Annotated in this window: 14 protein-coding genes; 8 read left to right on the top strand and 6 right to left on the bottom strand. The window is 41.5% G+C overall.

What is annotated here, in order from left to right:
* Positions 1-22: 22 nt before the first annotated feature.
* Complete coding sequence (locus G3570_RS09105) at positions 23-820, bottom strand: glycosyltransferase family A protein (RefSeq protein ID WP_165141527.1); 798 nt, start codon at positions 818-820, stop codon at positions 23-25.
* 255 nt (positions 821-1,075) lie between these two features.
* Here G3570_RS09105 and G3570_RS09100 point away from each other — a divergent pair, with 255 nt between their 5' ends.
* A complete protein-coding gene (locus tag G3570_RS09100; protein WP_165141525.1) occupies positions 1,076-1,816 on the top strand; it encodes a class I SAM-dependent methyltransferase in 741 nt (246 codons plus the stop codon).
* 98 nt (positions 1,817-1,914) lie between these two features.
* Here G3570_RS09100 and G3570_RS09095 read toward each other — a convergent pair whose 3' ends face one another.
* Together G3570_RS09095 and G3570_RS09090 are read right to left on the bottom strand one after the other, a co-directional pair.
* A complete protein-coding gene (locus tag G3570_RS09095; RefSeq protein WP_249066914.1) occupies positions 1,915-2,802 on the bottom strand; it encodes an HTTM domain-containing protein in 888 nt (295 codons plus the stop codon).
* A gap of 3 nt (positions 2,803-2,805) precedes the next feature.
* The gene (locus tag G3570_RS09090; RefSeq protein ID WP_249066912.1) at positions 2,806-3,171 is read right to left on the bottom strand and encodes a hypothetical protein; all 366 of its coding nucleotides are present in this window, start codon (positions 3,169-3,171) and stop codon (positions 2,806-2,808) included.
* A 204-nt stretch (positions 3,172-3,375) separates the two neighbouring features.
* On the opposite strand from G3570_RS09090, the gene G3570_RS09085 reads away from it, so the two are divergent.
* The 3 genes from G3570_RS09085 (at position 3,376) to G3570_RS09075 (ending at position 7,984) form a co-directional block, all read left to right on the top strand.
* Entirely contained in the window at positions 3,376-4,536 is a 1,161-nt protein-coding gene (locus tag G3570_RS09085; protein WP_165141521.1) for a glycosyltransferase family 4 protein, read from the top strand.
* Between the two features lie 65 nt (positions 4,537-4,601).
* The gene (locus G3570_RS09080; protein ID WP_165141519.1) at positions 4,602-5,378 is read left to right on the top strand and encodes a DUF3047 domain-containing protein; all 777 of its coding nucleotides are present in this window, start codon (positions 4,602-4,604) and stop codon (positions 5,376-5,378) included.
* A gap of 104 nt (positions 5,379-5,482) precedes the next feature.
* The gene (locus G3570_RS09075) at positions 5,483-7,984 is read left to right on the top strand and encodes an efflux RND transporter permease subunit (RefSeq protein ID WP_165141517.1); all 2,502 of its coding nucleotides are present in this window, start codon (positions 5,483-5,485) and stop codon (positions 7,982-7,984) included.
* 52 nt (positions 7,985-8,036) lie between these two features.
* Here G3570_RS09075 and G3570_RS09070 read toward each other — a convergent pair whose 3' ends face one another.
* From G3570_RS09070 to trkA, 3 genes are all read right to left on the bottom strand, one after another.
* Positions 8,037-8,405 carry a four helix bundle protein gene (locus G3570_RS09070; protein WP_346267252.1) on the bottom strand — a complete coding sequence of 123 codons (369 nt, stop codon included), beginning with the start codon at positions 8,403-8,405 and terminating at the stop codon, positions 8,037-8,039.
* Positions 8,406-8,521: 116 nt separating this feature from the next.
* Positions 8,522-10,036, bottom strand: a complete 1,515-nt coding sequence (locus G3570_RS09065; RefSeq protein WP_165141515.1) for a TrkH family potassium uptake protein — start codon at positions 10,034-10,036, stop codon at positions 8,522-8,524.
* Positions 10,036-11,385, bottom strand: a complete 1,350-nt coding sequence (gene trkA / locus G3570_RS09060) for a Trk system potassium transporter TrkA (protein ID WP_165141513.1) — start codon at positions 11,383-11,385, stop codon at positions 10,036-10,038. The genes G3570_RS09065 and trkA overlap by 1 nt, the downstream gene beginning before the upstream one ends.
* 240 nt (positions 11,386-11,625) lie before the next feature.
* Here trkA and mgtE point away from each other — a divergent pair, with 240 nt between their 5' ends.
* The 4 genes from mgtE (at position 11,626) to G3570_RS09040 (ending at position 16,100) form a co-directional block, all read left to right on the top strand.
* Positions 11,626-13,008 (top strand): magnesium transporter, encoded by a 1,383-nt coding sequence (mgtE, locus tag G3570_RS09055; protein ID WP_165141511.1) that lies wholly within the window; start codon positions 11,626-11,628, stop codon positions 13,006-13,008.
* Positions 13,009-13,046: 38 nt separating this feature from the next.
* A complete protein-coding gene (locus G3570_RS09050) occupies positions 13,047-13,895 on the top strand; it encodes a thymidylate synthase (RefSeq protein ID WP_165141509.1) in 849 nt (282 codons plus the stop codon).
* Positions 13,892-14,368 carry a dihydrofolate reductase gene (locus G3570_RS09045; RefSeq protein ID WP_165141507.1) on the top strand — a complete coding sequence of 159 codons (477 nt, stop codon included), beginning with the start codon at positions 13,892-13,894 and terminating at the stop codon, positions 14,366-14,368. The genes G3570_RS09050 and G3570_RS09045 overlap by 4 nt, the downstream gene beginning before the upstream one ends.
* A 292-nt stretch (positions 14,369-14,660) precedes the next feature.
* A complete protein-coding gene (locus tag G3570_RS09040; protein ID WP_165141505.1) occupies positions 14,661-16,100 on the top strand; it encodes a PAS domain-containing sensor histidine kinase in 1,440 nt (479 codons plus the stop codon).
* Positions 16,101-16,108 lie beyond the last annotated feature (8 nt).

Here is a 16,108-nt window from a genome sequence, read left to right as displayed (position 1 = left end):
GAAATATCAGGATTGGCAATAATCAAAGTAAACCGAATTTTTTGGAATCCTCTATGAATAAGTTGAAAGATTCTATCTCTTTTTCGGTGAGGTTAAATTTAGGGTGATCAAAAAGCTGATTTTTAATTTTTGCATACCAGATATATTGTACCCAGCTGATTGGGTTATTCTTTAATCTTCTGAGGAAGTGTTTTTTGGAGGAAACATTGGAACCGTGAAATACACGAACGAAGAGGTATGAGTAAGATAAATCCAATCGCTTATATTTTTTTTTATTTCGCCATTTTTCCAGGTAAACAGTGTCTTCTTTCCGTGGTAAACTGGGATATCTGATATCACTGCTTTTTTTGTGCATAATTGAACTCGGTGATCCTTTGGGTAAAGATCCCCGGTAAGGATGCTCCATGAATTCTTCCGTATCAATATGGAAAAGATTTCCGGTCAGGCAACAAGCGTCATATCCTTCCTGAAGAGTTTTAAATTCGATTTCTATACGTTTTGGATGAAACCAGTCATCATCATCCCAACAGATTAGATAGTCACCTTTTGCTTCAGAGAGAGAAATATTTCTAAGATCACCTAATACCATTTCTTCGGAAGGATCAATTCGAATGTACTGAACCTCTTCAGAACTGAATTCATCTAACAGGCTTTGAATGGGCTCGTGTCCGTTATCAACGATGACCAACTCGGTATTTGGATAGGTCTGATTTTTGTAGGAGTGTAAAGAGCGTCGAAGCAACGCCTCTCTGTCGGCAGTAACTATAAGGCAGCTAACTAGAGGATTAGTATGTTCTGCGTTCGAATCGGTTAAATCCATTAAATATGTTACAAGCTATGAGGGCTTATATCTACTTTATGCCAAAATTATTCAGATGCCAATATAAGTATAATCATATAATATCTTAACAAGCCTCTTGTATGGAAATTCCCCTTGATTAAAATTGCTACATTGCTTGGCAGCAAGTTGATGGGTAATTTGAGCCTCTTTTAAATTAGCATCATTTAGGTTGAAGTTACTGCCGGAAAAGTGACTGCAAACTCATGATATACAATCAAGCCTTAGAACTGACGCATGGAACTTGAAAAAACAGTTGAACGCATTGTACCTAAAAATTTTAAAAGCAGGGAAGAGTACCTGCTTTACCTGAGGCATGTTTTTGTCTATGAAGTGTTGGAATCATATATAAATTCTACCGACAAGGTGCTGGAAATCGGGTTTGGAGAGGGATATGGAACCAAGATGATTTCACGATTTGCAGATTCTGTGATTGGGTTGGATGTCAATGAAGAGGCGGTAAATTATGCCGGTAAACGATATGGCTCGGATAATTGCAGCTTTGAACATTTTGATGGTGACCGAGTTCCTTTTGAAAATGAAGAGTTTGATGCTGTAGTCAGCTATCAGGTTATCGAACATATTGAAAATGACAAGCAGTACCTGGAAGAAATTGCCAGAGTACTTAAGAAAGGTGGTACATTGCTACTCACAACACCCAACAGGCGACATAGACTTGAGCGGGAACAGGAACCCTGGAATCCATTCCACATTAGAGAATACAGTGCTTCACAGCTTAGTTCACTTTTAGAGGAGATATTTTCAAAAGTTGAGATTCAAGGCGTGAATGCACAGGAAGTTGTTAGGAAAATTGAGGTTGACCGTGTTAAACGAGGAATAACGCTTAAAAAACTGGTTCCCAATTTTATGCAGCGTTATTTATACGGTGACTTCATGAAAAAATACGATACATCCTGTTTTTTTCTCGATGAAAATGCCCCTGAAGGCCTTGACCTTTTTGCGGTATGTACCAAGTAGTTGCAGGAGATACTCGAAATTTTGAAATTAGAGACATAAATTGGCGAAACATCAGATAACAAACTGGAGATTTACTATCCTATCAATTCCAATAATTGCTACCTCTTTAATAAAGCGATATTAGATAGGTTGCTCTCTCCCAGAGAGGTGTATTTGTTAATCCAGTAGCCCCAGGGAAAACCTATGAATAAGAGTAAATAAATATAGACATCAAACATAATATTCATAGTAATATACACGCCAAAATGCATACCAATAAGCGCTGTAGCAATAAAGGGCCGTGTTTTATCAAACCAGAGAAGAAAACCACTTAATTCAGCTAGTAAACCGAACAGCAGGGTAAGGGAGGCAATCCATGAGTATTGGAGTGATATTTCCTGAAGCCAATTTAGGGAAAAAGATCCGCCTGCCGATAAAACATCCACTCGTCGTTCTGCAATCCACAACCACAAGTGCCTGCCATCGATCCATGTAATGCCGGTTCCAATCAGCTTGCTGACACCTGCAGAGGTATATCCGATGCCAAAGAACAGAATCAGAAATCCGAACACAAAGCGCCTGTAAATTTTCGGATCTTTAAAGAAAAACAGTGCGATGGCCAGCGCCAGGATACTCATACCTATAAAGTTGGAACCGTGAGAAATTTCACCCAGGGAATATCTGGATACATAATGCAGGTGAAAACAGATGAAAGAGAGGATGTATGCATATTTAGGCATAATTCTGAGCAGTCCCAACACGGAAAACAGAGTCATCAGCAGTGCATTGAATACCGAAATATAGTTATCAAACATGAAACTGATATCAATGTACTGGGCTATTCCAAGGGGTAGAACGACCTCTCCGATCTGTTGTATGTAGAAGCCCCAATCCCAGGCAAAATATATCACATAGCTTACAACGAAGGCTTCAAATAGTCTAAAATGTAAAGCCTCGCCGAAACTTTTTTCAGCGTCGTATTTGAATAAATGTTTCCAGAATTTCAAAAGTTACTCGGATTTTAATTCGCTGTTCAAAATAGTAGTGTCCTGTGATAAATAAATAAATGGAATGAACTGAACGTCAACACTATCTTGTTCAGTTAGCATACCTCGGGCTTGAAGTATAAGTAACTCTTGTGAACCTATATTTTTTGAAAATAACTTTCTGACACCGTTTACTTTTGCTTCGGTCCATGTATCAGTTTTGGAAAGAAGGTTTGCAATATCATTGGTATTGATATTAAAATCATCCAGAGGTACAGGTTCTCCGGCTAGATTATCGTGATTGTAGTTTTTCCAGATGGTGCTGTCCTCAATTGTTGATACATCCCTTACTACGGCTCTTTTCCAGGGCTTACCGGCTTGTGAAAACATGGGGTAGATACTAAAGGGCCAAAACTCACCTAGATGGGTTGCCACGAGTATTGCATATATTACAAATGTTGTAATTACAATACGTACGGATTTTTTATAAACGCTAACTAAATTGCTCACTATTGGGATGGTAAATCAATTAAATGTCTGATAAAATATACTTAGTTTCGGGTCTATCAAAAAGAAAATTCTACCGTCTTTAGCATGCGTTTATTACTGGTGACTCAAGATTTCCCTCCTAATACCGGAGGAATCGAAACATACAGTTTCGAACTGGCCAAGCGTTTTGTCACGTCGGTCGAATTTTTTGCGGTAATAGCACCGACTCATGAGGATGCAGATGCGTTCGATCGGAAATTATCATTTCCTGTTTACAGAATTCCGGTCAAAAACAGTCTCTTGCCCTTGGTGGCTCCATTTTGTGTTATCTATTTTATGTTCAAAAATAAATTTGATACGGCATTTCATACGCAGTGGCAGACTTCTTTTGCTTCAGTGTTGTCACGGAAAGCAGGTTATCCGAAACATATCTACGTAGCAGCACATGCAAGAGAACTTCTATTGCGTCCTTTCAATGGAGACAACGGGTGGTTATCAGAAAAACTGCACAGTATTAGAAAAAAACTTTTTAAAAGTATTGACGGCTTTTTCCCGGTCAGTAATTATACGGCTTCGCTTCTTCACAATGATGGGGTGCCTCAATCAGATACTTATGTTGTTGGAAATGGGACCGATCCTGAGGTGTTCAAGCCAAAAAATACAGCAACATTAGCCGAAGAGTTAGATATCGGAAATAAAAAAGTAATACTCTCAATTTGCCGGCTGGTGCCCAGAAAAGGACTGGACCTGGTGGTTGAAGCAATGCAGCAAATAGTATTATCAAATGAAGATGTTACCTACCTGATAGGGGGTACCGGTCCGGATGAAGGTCGCCTTAGGGCACTGGTAACTGATTTGGGGCTCAATGACCATATTCGTTTTCTCGGACGAATCCCTGATGAGAAGATGGCCTCTTACTACAGTATGGCAGATGTATTTGTTATGCCTGCCGGTAATAATCCGCCGGATGTCGAGGGATTCGGCATCGTATTTCTTGAAGCAAATGCCTGTGAAACAGTAGTTATAGGTTCCAGGACAGGTGGAATACCTGATGCCGTAATTCACGGTGAAACGGGATATTTGATTGAAAATAAAAATGTTGAGCAGCTTATAGATTCCTTGCTGAAACTGTTAAATAATGAAGAGCTTGCGAATCAGATGGGGAAGAAAGGAAGGGAGCGTATCTTAAGAGAAGCAACCTGGGACCATGTGTCGGATTCATTATTAGAAAATATGAAGCGAATAAATAAACAATCCGAACGTTAGCTAATTAATAAGGCTTTTAGGCATTTACGGTTGAAATAAAATACAACAACTATAATCTACAGTTTATGATAAAACGGTTACGATATTTTCAATTCTTGATTACGCTGTTTTGCGCAGGAGCGCTTCTTGGGCTATTCAGTCTGCCTGTTTTGGCACAGAACGGACCGGAGAGGATTGATGAAGGCATCATCCTGCTTGAAGATTTTCAGGAAGATTCGGTAGGACAGTTTCCAATCGGGTGGTATGACCGTAATGGAAATAAGACACTAAAAAACCATGATCCTAAAGTGGTTGAGGATTATAATTACCGGATACTAAGTGAAGACTCTAATAAATTTTTGCGGTACGAAGGTACCTCAGCCAAACATATCAACTATCCGCTAATTAATAAGAAGAAAGAAAATATTTACGGTATTGATATATATAAAACACCTATTCTATCGTGGAAAGTCAGGGCTTATTCGTTACCCAATAATGGAAATGAGGACTCCAGTGACCGAAATGATGTGGTAGCCAGTGTTTATGTCGTATTTGATTTTGGAAGAGTGGCACTCTTTAAAAAAGTACCTAAATCCATACGCTACACTTGGAGTACTACGCTGAAAGAAGGTACACGGACATCCAAACTATTCGGCAATCAGCAAATCGTAGTCGTTGAATCGGGAAGTGAGAATACCGGAAAATGGATTAAATTTGAAAGAAATATTGTTGAGGATTATCGGAGATTATTTGGAGATGATCCACCGAGGACACCATTAGCTATATTGATATTAAGTGACGGTGACAGCACGGGAAGTTTTGTCAAGGCTGATTATGATGATATCATGCTGAAATCGCCATGATAAATTTTCTAATTAGCCCTTCCGATTTTGGAGGCTCAATAATTACCTTAATTATATGTAACTTCTGCCCATTATTTGCAAGAAACATTCTACTGACTAATTAAATGGAGAAGATTCTTCAGTTTCTGCGACCGCTTGTAAAATTAAACTATCGCCATCCTATTTTGGTGCTGGCAGTTTCGGTGGCTTCCGCTTTTGTTGCAGGCTATTTTGCCCTACAACTGAAAGTAGATACAGATCTTGCCAACCTGCTGCCCAAGAAGAACGAACATGTAATCGCACTTGAAAAACTTCAGGAAACAGTAGGAGGGGAAACCGCGATGGAGGTGGCTATAAAGTCACCCAGTTTTGAGGATAACCGGCGTTTTGCCGAAGATCTGGTCGAGCAAAGCCTGGCTCTATACGATTCGACAAGAAACGCACCTTTTTTTGAACGGGCTGAGTTCCGGAAAGAAACGGAGGTATTGCAAAATAACGCACTTTATTTTGCCACACCGAATGAAATCAGCGACATAACTACTTATCTGCAAGATGAAATTCAGGCAGCAAAGGAAGAAGCCAATCCCTTTTATATAGACTTTGGTGAGGAAGAAGATAGTGCCGGAGAAAGTAATCTCTCTCGATTTGAAGAAAGTTACGAGAATCTGATTCCATCCGAATATCCTGTTAGTCCGGACAGCACTGTTATGCTGTTAAAATTTTATCCTACCGGTTCGAAGAGTGACCTTTCCTATCTGGAGCGAATGTTTAGCAGGTACGATTCGCTGCTGGCGGTGATGCAACCGACTACCTATAATAAAGAGATGGAAGTTCGATTTGGTGGTCGCTTAAAACGCCACCTCTCTGAGATTAACTCAGTGATGGATGATGTCTTAAGTAGTTTTGCCTCAGGTATTTCGAGTGTCATTTTGCTGGTCATTTTATACTTTTTCTTTAAGAAGTATATTCATTACAGGCATGGAAGTAGGAGGGATCTGGAACACGGTATCTTTAGTCATATTATCAGAATGCCGGTTCCGTTCTTTATTATCGGTATACCTCTATTTATCAGTCTCACCTGGACCTTTGGTATCACTTACGGCGTACTCGGAATGCTGAATACCATGACCTCCGTGCTCTTTGTTATTCTCTTCGGTATGGGAATAGATTACGGCATCCATTTCTACGCGCGGTATATTGAATTTCGCTCTTCAGGTATGAACATCATGGATGCCATGGATAATACCTATGACAAGACCGGTTCGGCTATCGTTGTAAGCGGATTGACTACTGCTTTTTCACTCTTTGTATTGATTCTGGCGAAATTCAGGGGATTTTCTGAATTTGGGTTTATTGCAGGCACCGGCATTATCCTGGCTCTATTTTGTATGCTTTTTGTGATGCCCTCCTTATTGGTTCTATTTGAGAAATTTGACTGGATTCTGCTGAATGAAAAGGAGGATGAATCAGAAGATACCACACGTTTTCATAGATTCCCCTATGCCAGAAGCATTGTGGCAGTCGGCCTGCTCATTTCAGTATTTGTTATATTCAATTCCGGGCAACTTAGATTTCAGTATGACTTTGGCGAGCTTGAACCCGAATATCCGGAGTACGAATCTTTTAGAAATTTTTCTGACCAGGTGACTACTTCCGATAAGAGAAATCCTGCCTACATATTGGCCGATAACCAGCAACAGGTCATGGGCATATTGGAAAAGCTGCGTTACAAGATGAGAACTGATACCACAAGTCCGACGATCAGGGATGTCGAAGCTTTGCCAGAGCGATTTCCGGTATCCGATGATGAAGCCCAAGAGAAATTGGAAGATATTGCCCGTATACGACAACTGTTGGATGATCCTTTTTTGCGAAATAAAGAAGATCCTCAGTTAGATAAGCTGAGACGAGCGGCCCAGACCATGAAACCCATGGATATGGATGAAATACCGGATTATTTCAAAGACCAATTCATGAATAAAGATGGAGAGGTTGGCAATTTTGTTATCGTCTATCCGAGTGTTGGGTTGGCAGACGGAAGGCAGTCCATAGCTTTCAAGCACGATGTCGGGCAGGTTACACTCGACAACGGTGAAACGTTCTATGCGGCCAGCACTTCCATCATTGCAGCTGAAATGCTGGAGTTGATGCGTAATGAGAGTCCATATATGGTTGGAGCGACGTTTACTATCGTCTTCCTGTTGATGTATTTTTCTTTCCGGTCTCTGCGATGGGCACTCATTGCCATGCTTCCGCTGGTGGTAGGACTTCTATGGTTGTTTGGCATTATGATGATGGCCGGGATGATGTTCAATTTTTACAATCTTGTTGTATTGCCGGCTATTCTGGGCATAGGGGAGGATAATGGGGTTCATCTTGCCCATCGCTATCGCGATGAAGGAGAGAATAGCATGTGGAGCGTGCTTTCCAGTACCGGTCAGCATGTTACAATCGGTTCTCTTACCACCATGCTTGGATTCTCGGGACTGCTATTTACCAACCATCCAGGCTTGCAGTCACTTGGTGAAATGGCCGTAATTGGAATTGGTATGACTTTGGTAGCTGCACTCACCTTCTTACCCGCTCTTATACAGCTGCTCGAAGACAAAAAGTGGATACGGTTTTAGTTGGTGAATTGGTGAGTTGGTGAATTAGAAAAGTAATGTAATCCTATCTTGTCTAAAGAGATCCGCCGGTTGTTTTCTTGGATTTTGCTGAGATATACAATATTTCTTTCCCCTCTTGCATCAATATCTTAATCCCATTTTTGTTCCCCTCTAACTCCATAAGAAGCTCCAACCAGAAGATACATTCATCAGCTTCTTCTACTACAATGCAGAGTTTGGCATAAAATTCTTTAGTTGAACGTGCTCTGCAAGCAGCTCGATAATTGGAAGCTACGGAAGTAGATGAGCGTAGTAGTTGATAGCTGATTATGTTGAATTCTCTTGACCTCGGTAGCTCTCTACAAATTTTGATTACAGAAATAGCAAATGCCTTGGTTCTGTCTCTAAACACATCAGCAAAATTAGATTTACTATTATTCACATTAACAAACTAAAGTTTATATATACTTTATTAATATGACTGTTAAGTTGAACTTTCCTTACAGAATTCAAGCTAAATATTCACCAACACACCAACTCAATAATTCTACAATTATTCTATTGTTTCCAGAAGGTAGGGGTGAAGAGCAGAAGTACGGTGAATATTTCAAGTCGGCCGATCATCATCAATAGTATCAAAACCCATTTTCCAACATATGGTATCTGGGCAAAGTTGTCGGTGGGTCCAAATTCTCCCCAACCGGGACCAATATTTCCAAGGCAGGCAATACTGGCGCCTATAGCCGAATCCATACCATAACCCATCGATGCCATTATTAATGCACCGAGCCCAAATACAAATATGTACAGCATAAAAAAGCTGAGTACGGTACGCTGAATATTCGGATCTACTGTTTTCTCCCCGATGCGAATAGGCAGGATAGCTTTGGGATGTACGATCTGTTTCACCTCCCTATAAGAATTTCTGATGATGATCATCCAACGGATCATTTTAGGTCCGCCGCCCGTCGAACCGGCACATCCGCCGGTAAAGAATAGGAGGAAGAGAAAAAAGGCCCCAAATGAGTACCACACCTCGTAGTTATCTGTACCGAAACCGGTAGTGGTTATAATGGCGACAGCCTGAAAAGCACCATATCGAAGGGCACTGCCGATGGAGTACCCGTCAAAAAACCACAGCGATAAAGTAATTACAATGATAGAAACAAGTGTAATCAGGGAATAAAAGCGTGTTTCCCGGTTATTGAAAAATGATTCCGCATCGCCCTTGAGCAGTCGGAAGTGCATGGCAAAGTTAATACCGGCCAAAAACATGAATATGATTATGATTACATCTACATACACTGAATCGAAGGCCGCTATACTGCTGTTCTTGGTTGAGAACCCTCCGGTTGCAAGTGTAGCGAAAGCATGGTTTATCGAATCAAACCAGTCCATTGAAGGGTGCAACCAGAGTAGCAGAAATTCTGTAGCAGTAAAGGCCACGTAAATACCCCAGAGCAACTTGGCTGTCTCCTGAACTCGTGGAGTCAGTTTATCCGCGGTAGGGCCGGGCGACTCGGCCTGGAATAGCTGCATGCCACCCACGCCCAATAGCGGAAGAATGGCAAGCGATAGTACAATGATTCCCATTCCGCCCAGCCAGTGTGCCAGCGATCTCCAAAAGAGAATGCTTTTGGGCAGGGTCTCGATTTGAGGGTTATGAAATCCATCACTCGTCGTCCCACCCATGATGGTGGCACCGGTAGTAGTTAGTCCGCTCATGGTCTCAAATACGGCATCGGTGTAACTGGGTAATATCCCGGAAATGACAAAGGGCAGGGCACCAACCAACGAAAGGAAGAGCCAGGTTAAACTGACAACTAAAAACCCTTCTCGAATCCGCAACTCGCGATCGGTTTTAAAGAAGTAGTATAGAGCCCCGCCAACCACAAAGGCGATGGCTGCTGAATATAAGAAGGTATTCCAGATAGCCTCCCCGTAAATAAGAGCAATGATTAAAGGAGAGATCAGGGCAAATCCCAGAAAAAAGATAAAGGCACCCAAAATGCCAAGTACGGAAGAAAAATCGAACTGAGCCCGTTTAAAGGAGGTATTTAGCGTATTGGCCATTATTGAAACAGTGATGTTACTTTGTCAATAGCTTCCGGCAGACAGAATATGATAACCCGGTCATTAGCATTCACCTGAGACTGTCCGGTAGCAATTTCAATGGAATCGTTTCTCAATATCCCCCCCACGACACATCCCTCTGGGAATTTGACTTGGTGTATGGGTTTCTTAACAATTTTTGATTTGGGTGCCGCTTGAAGCTCAATCACTTCAGCTTTAATTCCTTGTAAAGCAGTGACTGAAATTACGCGTCCGCCGCGAACGTGACGGTGTATTTCGTTCGATGCCGCCGATTTTTTGTTAACAGCTGCATCGAGGCCAATGGTCTGACTGAGCGGTATGTAATCGGACTTGGATACAAGAGCAACCGTCTTTTTTACCTCCAGGTGTTTGGCCATCAAGCAGGAAATAATATTCGATTCCTCATCATCGGTAACAGAAATGAATGCATCAATATCGGTGATGCCTTCGGTAGCCAAAAGATCCGGATCGGTCGGGTTTCCGTTCAATACCAGTACGTCTTTTAGCTCTTGGGCTAATTCAACAGCAGTATCATAATCGGGTTCAATCAGCTTTATATTCCATTTTTTCTCCTCATTACATAGAATGCGGGCTATCATGGCACCGATGGGAGTACCCCCGGCTACCATAATGCGATTTATCTCTATATCGGGTTTACCGGTTGTTTTGATGATAGCAGGAATATCCTCGGTCTTGGAAAGAATAAATAACTGGTCAAGTGCCTGAATTCGCAGGTTTCCTGATGGAATAATGGTTAGCCCTTTTCTACCGATAGCAGTTACTCTAAAAGTAATATCAGGAAACTCCTGGGCATACTCGCTGATCAGCTTCCCGGTAAGTGGAGAGTTCTTGCCTATTCTAAGACCGATCAGCTGCATTTTCCCATCGGCAAGGTTAATAAGGTCGCTGGCGGAGGCCCGCTTGATCAGACGTACAATTTCCTGGGCGGCACTCTGTTCGGGATGAATAAGCACATCAATGCCAAGATCGGTTGATTTCAGTGGTGCATTGGGGCGGGAAAGTTCGTCGCTGCGAACCCTTGCAATCACCATATCGGCTCCAAGACGCTTACTCATCATGGATGCAATCATGTTCACTTCATCAATACTGGTCACAGCAATCAGAATATCGGCATCTTTCACACCTGCCTCTACGAGGTCTTTGGCTGAGGTGGCATTGCCTTCATAGCAGAGTACGTCAAGGTTTTCAGATACTTTATCGAGGCAGGTCTTTTCGCGATCTACAACTATGACATCATGTTTTTCCTTGGAGAGTACACTTGCCAGATCGTAGCCGATTTCACCGGCACCAATAATGATAATTTTCAAAGTGAAATGACTGGTTTGTTAAATTTAAGTCCTAAAGTCACAAAGTGAGCATAAAATCGCAAAATAAAACTACTATTGTTTAAAGAATATTTTAACTCCATGTCGGGGCCAGAAGGGGGATGAAATTAGTGGCTTGTTTTTTGTATCTTTTTATGCGATTCTTGTACCCAATCCGGCCTCCTGTGGAGGTAATTTTTTAATACCCGACACTAATTTGTTGCTAAATTAAACAGACGTCTTATGATCGTCCATCTTCTAAAACCGGAATTTGAGGAGCTAATCAAAGCAAAGGATTGGGTTACACTCAAAGAGGTTTTGAATGATGTTCCGGCAGTTGACGTCTCAGAGCTTTTGGAAGAGCTCGACAACGAAATAGCAGTGGTCATTTTTCGTCTACTGAAAAAAGAAAAAGCCGCTGATGTATTTTCCTATCTGAGTACTGGTAAAGGCGCTGAACTTCTTGACATATTTACCGCTCAGCAGTTGAGTGATGTCATGTCTAACCTGGAGCCTGATGAGCGAGTGGCTCTGATGGAGGAGTTGCCGGGCCACCTCACCCAGCGCGTGTTGAACTCAATGGAGAAAGACGACCGTAAATTGGTTCAGAAGCTGTTGGGTTATCCCGAGGAGAGCGTCGGTCGTTTAATGACGCCTCGCTATGTCAAAGTGAAAAAAGACTGGACCATCCTAAAAAGCATGGAACACATCAGGCGTTTTGGTCACAGTGTTGAGACGGTGAATGTGATCTATGTAGTGGATGAGAAAGAAAAACTCATTGATGATTTGAGGCTGAATCAGCTCATTTTGGCTGATCCGGAAGCAAAGATATCATCCCTGATGGATGAGAATTTCGAAGCATTAAGTGCATTCGATGATCAGGAGGAGGCAGTAAAGATGCTGAGTAAGTACGACCGTGTGGCAATGCCTGTGGTTGACTCAGGGGGCATTCTCGTTGGGATTGTAACTGTTGATGATGTTATTGATGTGGCAGAAGAGGAAACCACCGAGGATATGCAGCTTATGGCCGGTATGGATGCCCTCGATGACTACTATTCCCAAACTTCCATTTCAGAGATGGTGAAGAAGAGAATTGGCTGGCTGGTCATTTTATTTATGGGCCAAATGCTAACCGTTACGGCCATGGCTACGTATGAGAGTGCTCTTGCCGCAGCGGCAGTTCTTTCCTTTTTTATACCGATGATTATCTCTAGCGGTGGTAACTCCGGTTCACAAGCTGCTACTCTGATTATCAGGGCACTTTCAACAGACGATATCAATCTTGAAGACTGGACGAAGGTTTTAAAAAGAGAATTTTTGTCGGGTGCATTACTAGGTGGTTTGATCGGACTGATGGGATCAATAGTTATTGCACTCTGGATGATGTATAGGGGTGAGCTTTTTTCAATTCAGCTGGTACTCCAGGCGCTGACCGTAGGATGCAGTCTGGTTGGCGTAGTGTTGTTTGGTAATTTAAGCGGTTCAATGTTACCTTTTGTAATGACAAAATTCGGCCTGGATCCCGCAGTAACTTCAGCACCCTTTGTAGCAACATTAGTTGATGTAACAGGAATCATTATTTATTTCTCTATTGCTCTGTTACTTTTGCAGGGCGTAGTTCTTTAAGAGACAAACAGTTATTTATTAATTGATTTACAGTACTTATGAAAGCATATCTCGATCTGGTTAAAAATGTATTGGATCATGGAGTAAAGAAGGAAAACCGTACGGGGACAGATACAATTTCCAGCTTTGCCGAATCTTATAGGGTAGATCTTCAAAAAGGTTTTCCGCTTCTTACCACCAAGAAAGTTTATTTTCGATCAGTGATTTTAGAATTATTGTGGTACCTGAGGGGGGAAGACCATATTCGCTGGCTGCGCGATGAAAAGGATTGCCATATCTGGGATGACTGGGCAGATGAAGATGGACATGTAGGCCCGATTTATCCCGTAATGTGGAGGCGTTTTCCATATTTTGAACGAGAGGATGTCGGATTCGAGGGCGACGCCACAAATATCGTTAAAACCGTATGGGTCAAGAAAGAATTTGATCAGGTACAGAGAGCTATTGATATGCTTAAAAACAATCCAAACAGTCGTCGCATTGTGGTCAGTGCCTGGCATCCCGGTCTGCTTGATGAGATGGCTCTGCCGCCTTGCCATGTGATGTATATATTTAATGTCTCAAACGGTAAGCTCAATTGTCACCTAACCCAGCGAAGTGGGGACATAGCACTGGGAATTCCTTTCAACCTTGCTTGCTATTCAGCTTTAACCATGGCAATCGCCAATGAAGTTGGTTTGGAGTATGGCGAATTTGCTCATACGATCGTGGATGCCCATATTTATGAAAATCATGTGGAAGGTCTCAAGGAGCAGCTAACAAGGCAGCCCAGACCTCTACCTACATTGCATATAGCCGATAAACCGCTGGATGATCTTCAGTACGAGGATTTCAAGCTCGAAAATTATGATCCGGCCCCGTCTATCAAATTTGAGGTAGCGGTATGACGCTGGCTTTGATTGTAGCGCATGATCCTAATCTTGTTATCGGGAAAGACGGTACTTTACCGTGGCATTACTCAGATGATCTGAAGTATTTCAAAAAAACTACTATGGGTCACCCGCTTCTCATGGGCAGAGGTGTGTTTGAAGAAATTAATGAGAAACCCCTCCCCGGACGTGAAAACGTAGTTTTAAGTCGTTCACGTAACTACGATCATGTTCCAACCTTTTCTTCTTTAGAAGAGGCATTAACTTATTTGAAACGTGCGGATATCGTATTTGTGATTGGTGGTGGAGAAGTTTACCGGCAGACCATTTCAGATGCCGACAAACTTTTTGTTACTGAAATTCACGAAAAATATGAAGGAGACACTTATTTTCCGGAATACAGGGATGATATCGGATCTGTCTGGAAAGAAATAAAAAGAGAGGATCATCCCGAATTATCCTTCGTAGTGTATGAAAGAATAAGGAACTGATTTCTTAAAACAAGTTTTGAGCGTCCATTACTTAAGCCTAATCTGTCCTTTCTTGTATTTCCTATTACATCTTCACTTGATTGATATTAAAAAAGCCTAACTGTGTGACTGTTTAATTTTTCTTTAGTTTTCATTCTAATATAAAAGGAGTGATCGTATACCCTATTTAGGGATTTCTGAAAAATCAGATTAAGCAATAGTATCATAATTCCGTAGAGTCTAACGTACTTCTCACATATTGAAGCAATATCAATTAGTTTCAAAAAGACAGGAGCAGCGTATTCTGAAAGTAATGAATCAAGATAATCTCAATGACAAGAGTTTTGAAGAAAAACTCGAGTCAAGTGAAGAGCGGTTCAGAATTTTTGTAAAGCATAATCCGGCATCGGTTGCGATGTTCGACCGGGATATGCGATACATTGTGGTGAGTGACCGCTGGCTGGAGGATTATGATATCAAGGATGAAGAGGTCATTGGAAGATCACATTACGAGATTTTTCCTGACATCTCGGAAGATTGGGTTGAAATATACCAGATTTGTATGACAGGAATCACCCGAAAAGGTGAAGATAAAATTATAACACGCGGCGGCAAAGAAGAGTGGATTGAATGGGAAATTCATCCATGGCATGAAACTTCCGGAGAAGTTGGAGGAATAATCATTTACGCAGAATTAGTTACGGATAGAAAGAACACCGAAATGGAGCTTATAAAAGCAAGGGAACGGGCCGAAGAAGCAAGTAGGGCCAAATCTACTTTTATTGCAAATATGTCTCACGAGTTCAGGACACCGCTCAATGCTATCCTTGGCTACACCCAGGTAATGCAAAATACCGGTGAACTTTCGGATGAGCAGCGAACCTTTGTTGAAGAGATTTCAAATGGTGGTATGCAACTTTTATCCATGATCAATAATGTGATTGACCTCTCTAAGATTGAAACCTCGAGAATTACCTATAAGGAAGTTTCATTTTCGGTAGAACAACTTATAAAAGACGCGGTTGACTCTTCTATCAGTAAGTGCAGAAAAAAGGGTTTGGGACTGAGCGGTACCGTTTCAAAAGGGGTACCCAGAACGCTTACTACTGATTTTCAGAAATTGGAACGCATCCTACAGCAACTGGTTGGCAATGCTTTGAAGTACACCTACCAAGGTGAAGTTTCGATAAACATTGATTTTGAAAGAGTAGAAGAGGAAGGGAGCGGTGTTAACGGAAAGCTTTTTATTATAGTCAGCGATAGCGGTATTGGAATTCCGGAAGATAAGCAGAGTCAGATTTTTAAGCCGTTTTCCAAAATTAATTCCGAAACCAAAGAAGGTACCGGTTTGGGTTTAACCCTTGTTGACAGGTTGACACGGTTTTTGGGCGGTAAAGTAGAAGTAAAGAGTGACCCGGGTTTTGGATCTGACTTCATGGTTGTAATACCTGTAAAGGCATCCGATGAATTATACGAGGAAAGCCAGGTATTCACCTTTGTGAATAAGACGGAAATGAAGCAGGAAAAGGTTACTGTTAATGATATTTCAAGTTTTATTGATACTTTAGACAGTGAGAATAAAGATATCATAATGGAGGCGCTGGAACTTCAGGATCTTGAGAAGCTTTCAAAAATAGATCAATATCTCAGCAGGCGGTTTGAACCAAACAATAAAGCGCTGAAAAAACTAAAAAAATCAGCAAGAGACTTTGACTTTAAGTTCATTAACGAAGTTCTTCAAGCTGTAGCATAGATTAGGAA

Source organism: Halalkalibaculum roseum, assembly GCF_011059145.1.
Taxonomy (GTDB): domain Bacteria; phylum Bacteroidota; class Rhodothermia; order Balneolales; family Balneolaceae; genus Halalkalibaculum; species Halalkalibaculum roseum.
This window is presented reverse-complemented; position numbering and strand designations above follow the sequence as displayed.

What these genes read in the sequence shown, in the direction of transcription:
- G3570_RS09105 (WP_165141527.1), bottom strand. Translation starts at nt 820, where the DNA reads ATGGATTTAACCGATTCGAACGCAGAACATACTAATCCTCTAGTTAGC.
- G3570_RS09100 (WP_165141525.1), top strand. Translation starts at nt 1,076, where the DNA reads ATGGAACTTGAAAAAACAGTTGAACGCATTGTACCTAAAAATTTTAAA.
- G3570_RS09090 (WP_249066912.1), bottom strand. Translation starts at nt 3,171, where the DNA reads ATGTTTTCACAAGCCGGTAAGCCCTGGAAAAGAGCCGTAGTAAGGGAT.
- G3570_RS09085 (WP_165141521.1), top strand. Translation starts at nt 3,376, where the DNA reads ATGCGTTTATTACTGGTGACTCAAGATTTCCCTCCTAATACCGGAGGA.
- G3570_RS09080 (WP_165141519.1), top strand. Translation starts at nt 4,602, where the DNA reads ATGATAAAACGGTTACGATATTTTCAATTCTTGATTACGCTGTTTTGC.
- G3570_RS09075 (WP_165141517.1), top strand. Translation starts at nt 5,483, where the DNA reads ATGGAGAAGATTCTTCAGTTTCTGCGACCGCTTGTAAAATTAAACTAT.
- G3570_RS09065 (WP_165141515.1), bottom strand. Translation starts at nt 10,036, where the DNA reads ATGGCCAATACGCTAAATACCTCCTTTAAACGGGCTCAGTTCGATTTT.
- mgtE (WP_165141511.1), top strand. Translation starts at nt 11,626, where the DNA reads ATGATCGTCCATCTTCTAAAACCGGAATTTGAGGAGCTAATCAAAGCA.
- G3570_RS09050 (WP_165141509.1), top strand. Translation starts at nt 13,047, where the DNA reads ATGAAAGCATATCTCGATCTGGTTAAAAATGTATTGGATCATGGAGTA.
- G3570_RS09045 (WP_165141507.1), top strand. Translation starts at nt 13,892, where the DNA reads ATGACGCTGGCTTTGATTGTAGCGCATGATCCTAATCTTGTTATCGGG.
- G3570_RS09040 (WP_165141505.1), top strand. Translation starts at nt 14,661, where the DNA reads ATGAATCAAGATAATCTCAATGACAAGAGTTTTGAAGAAAAACTCGAG.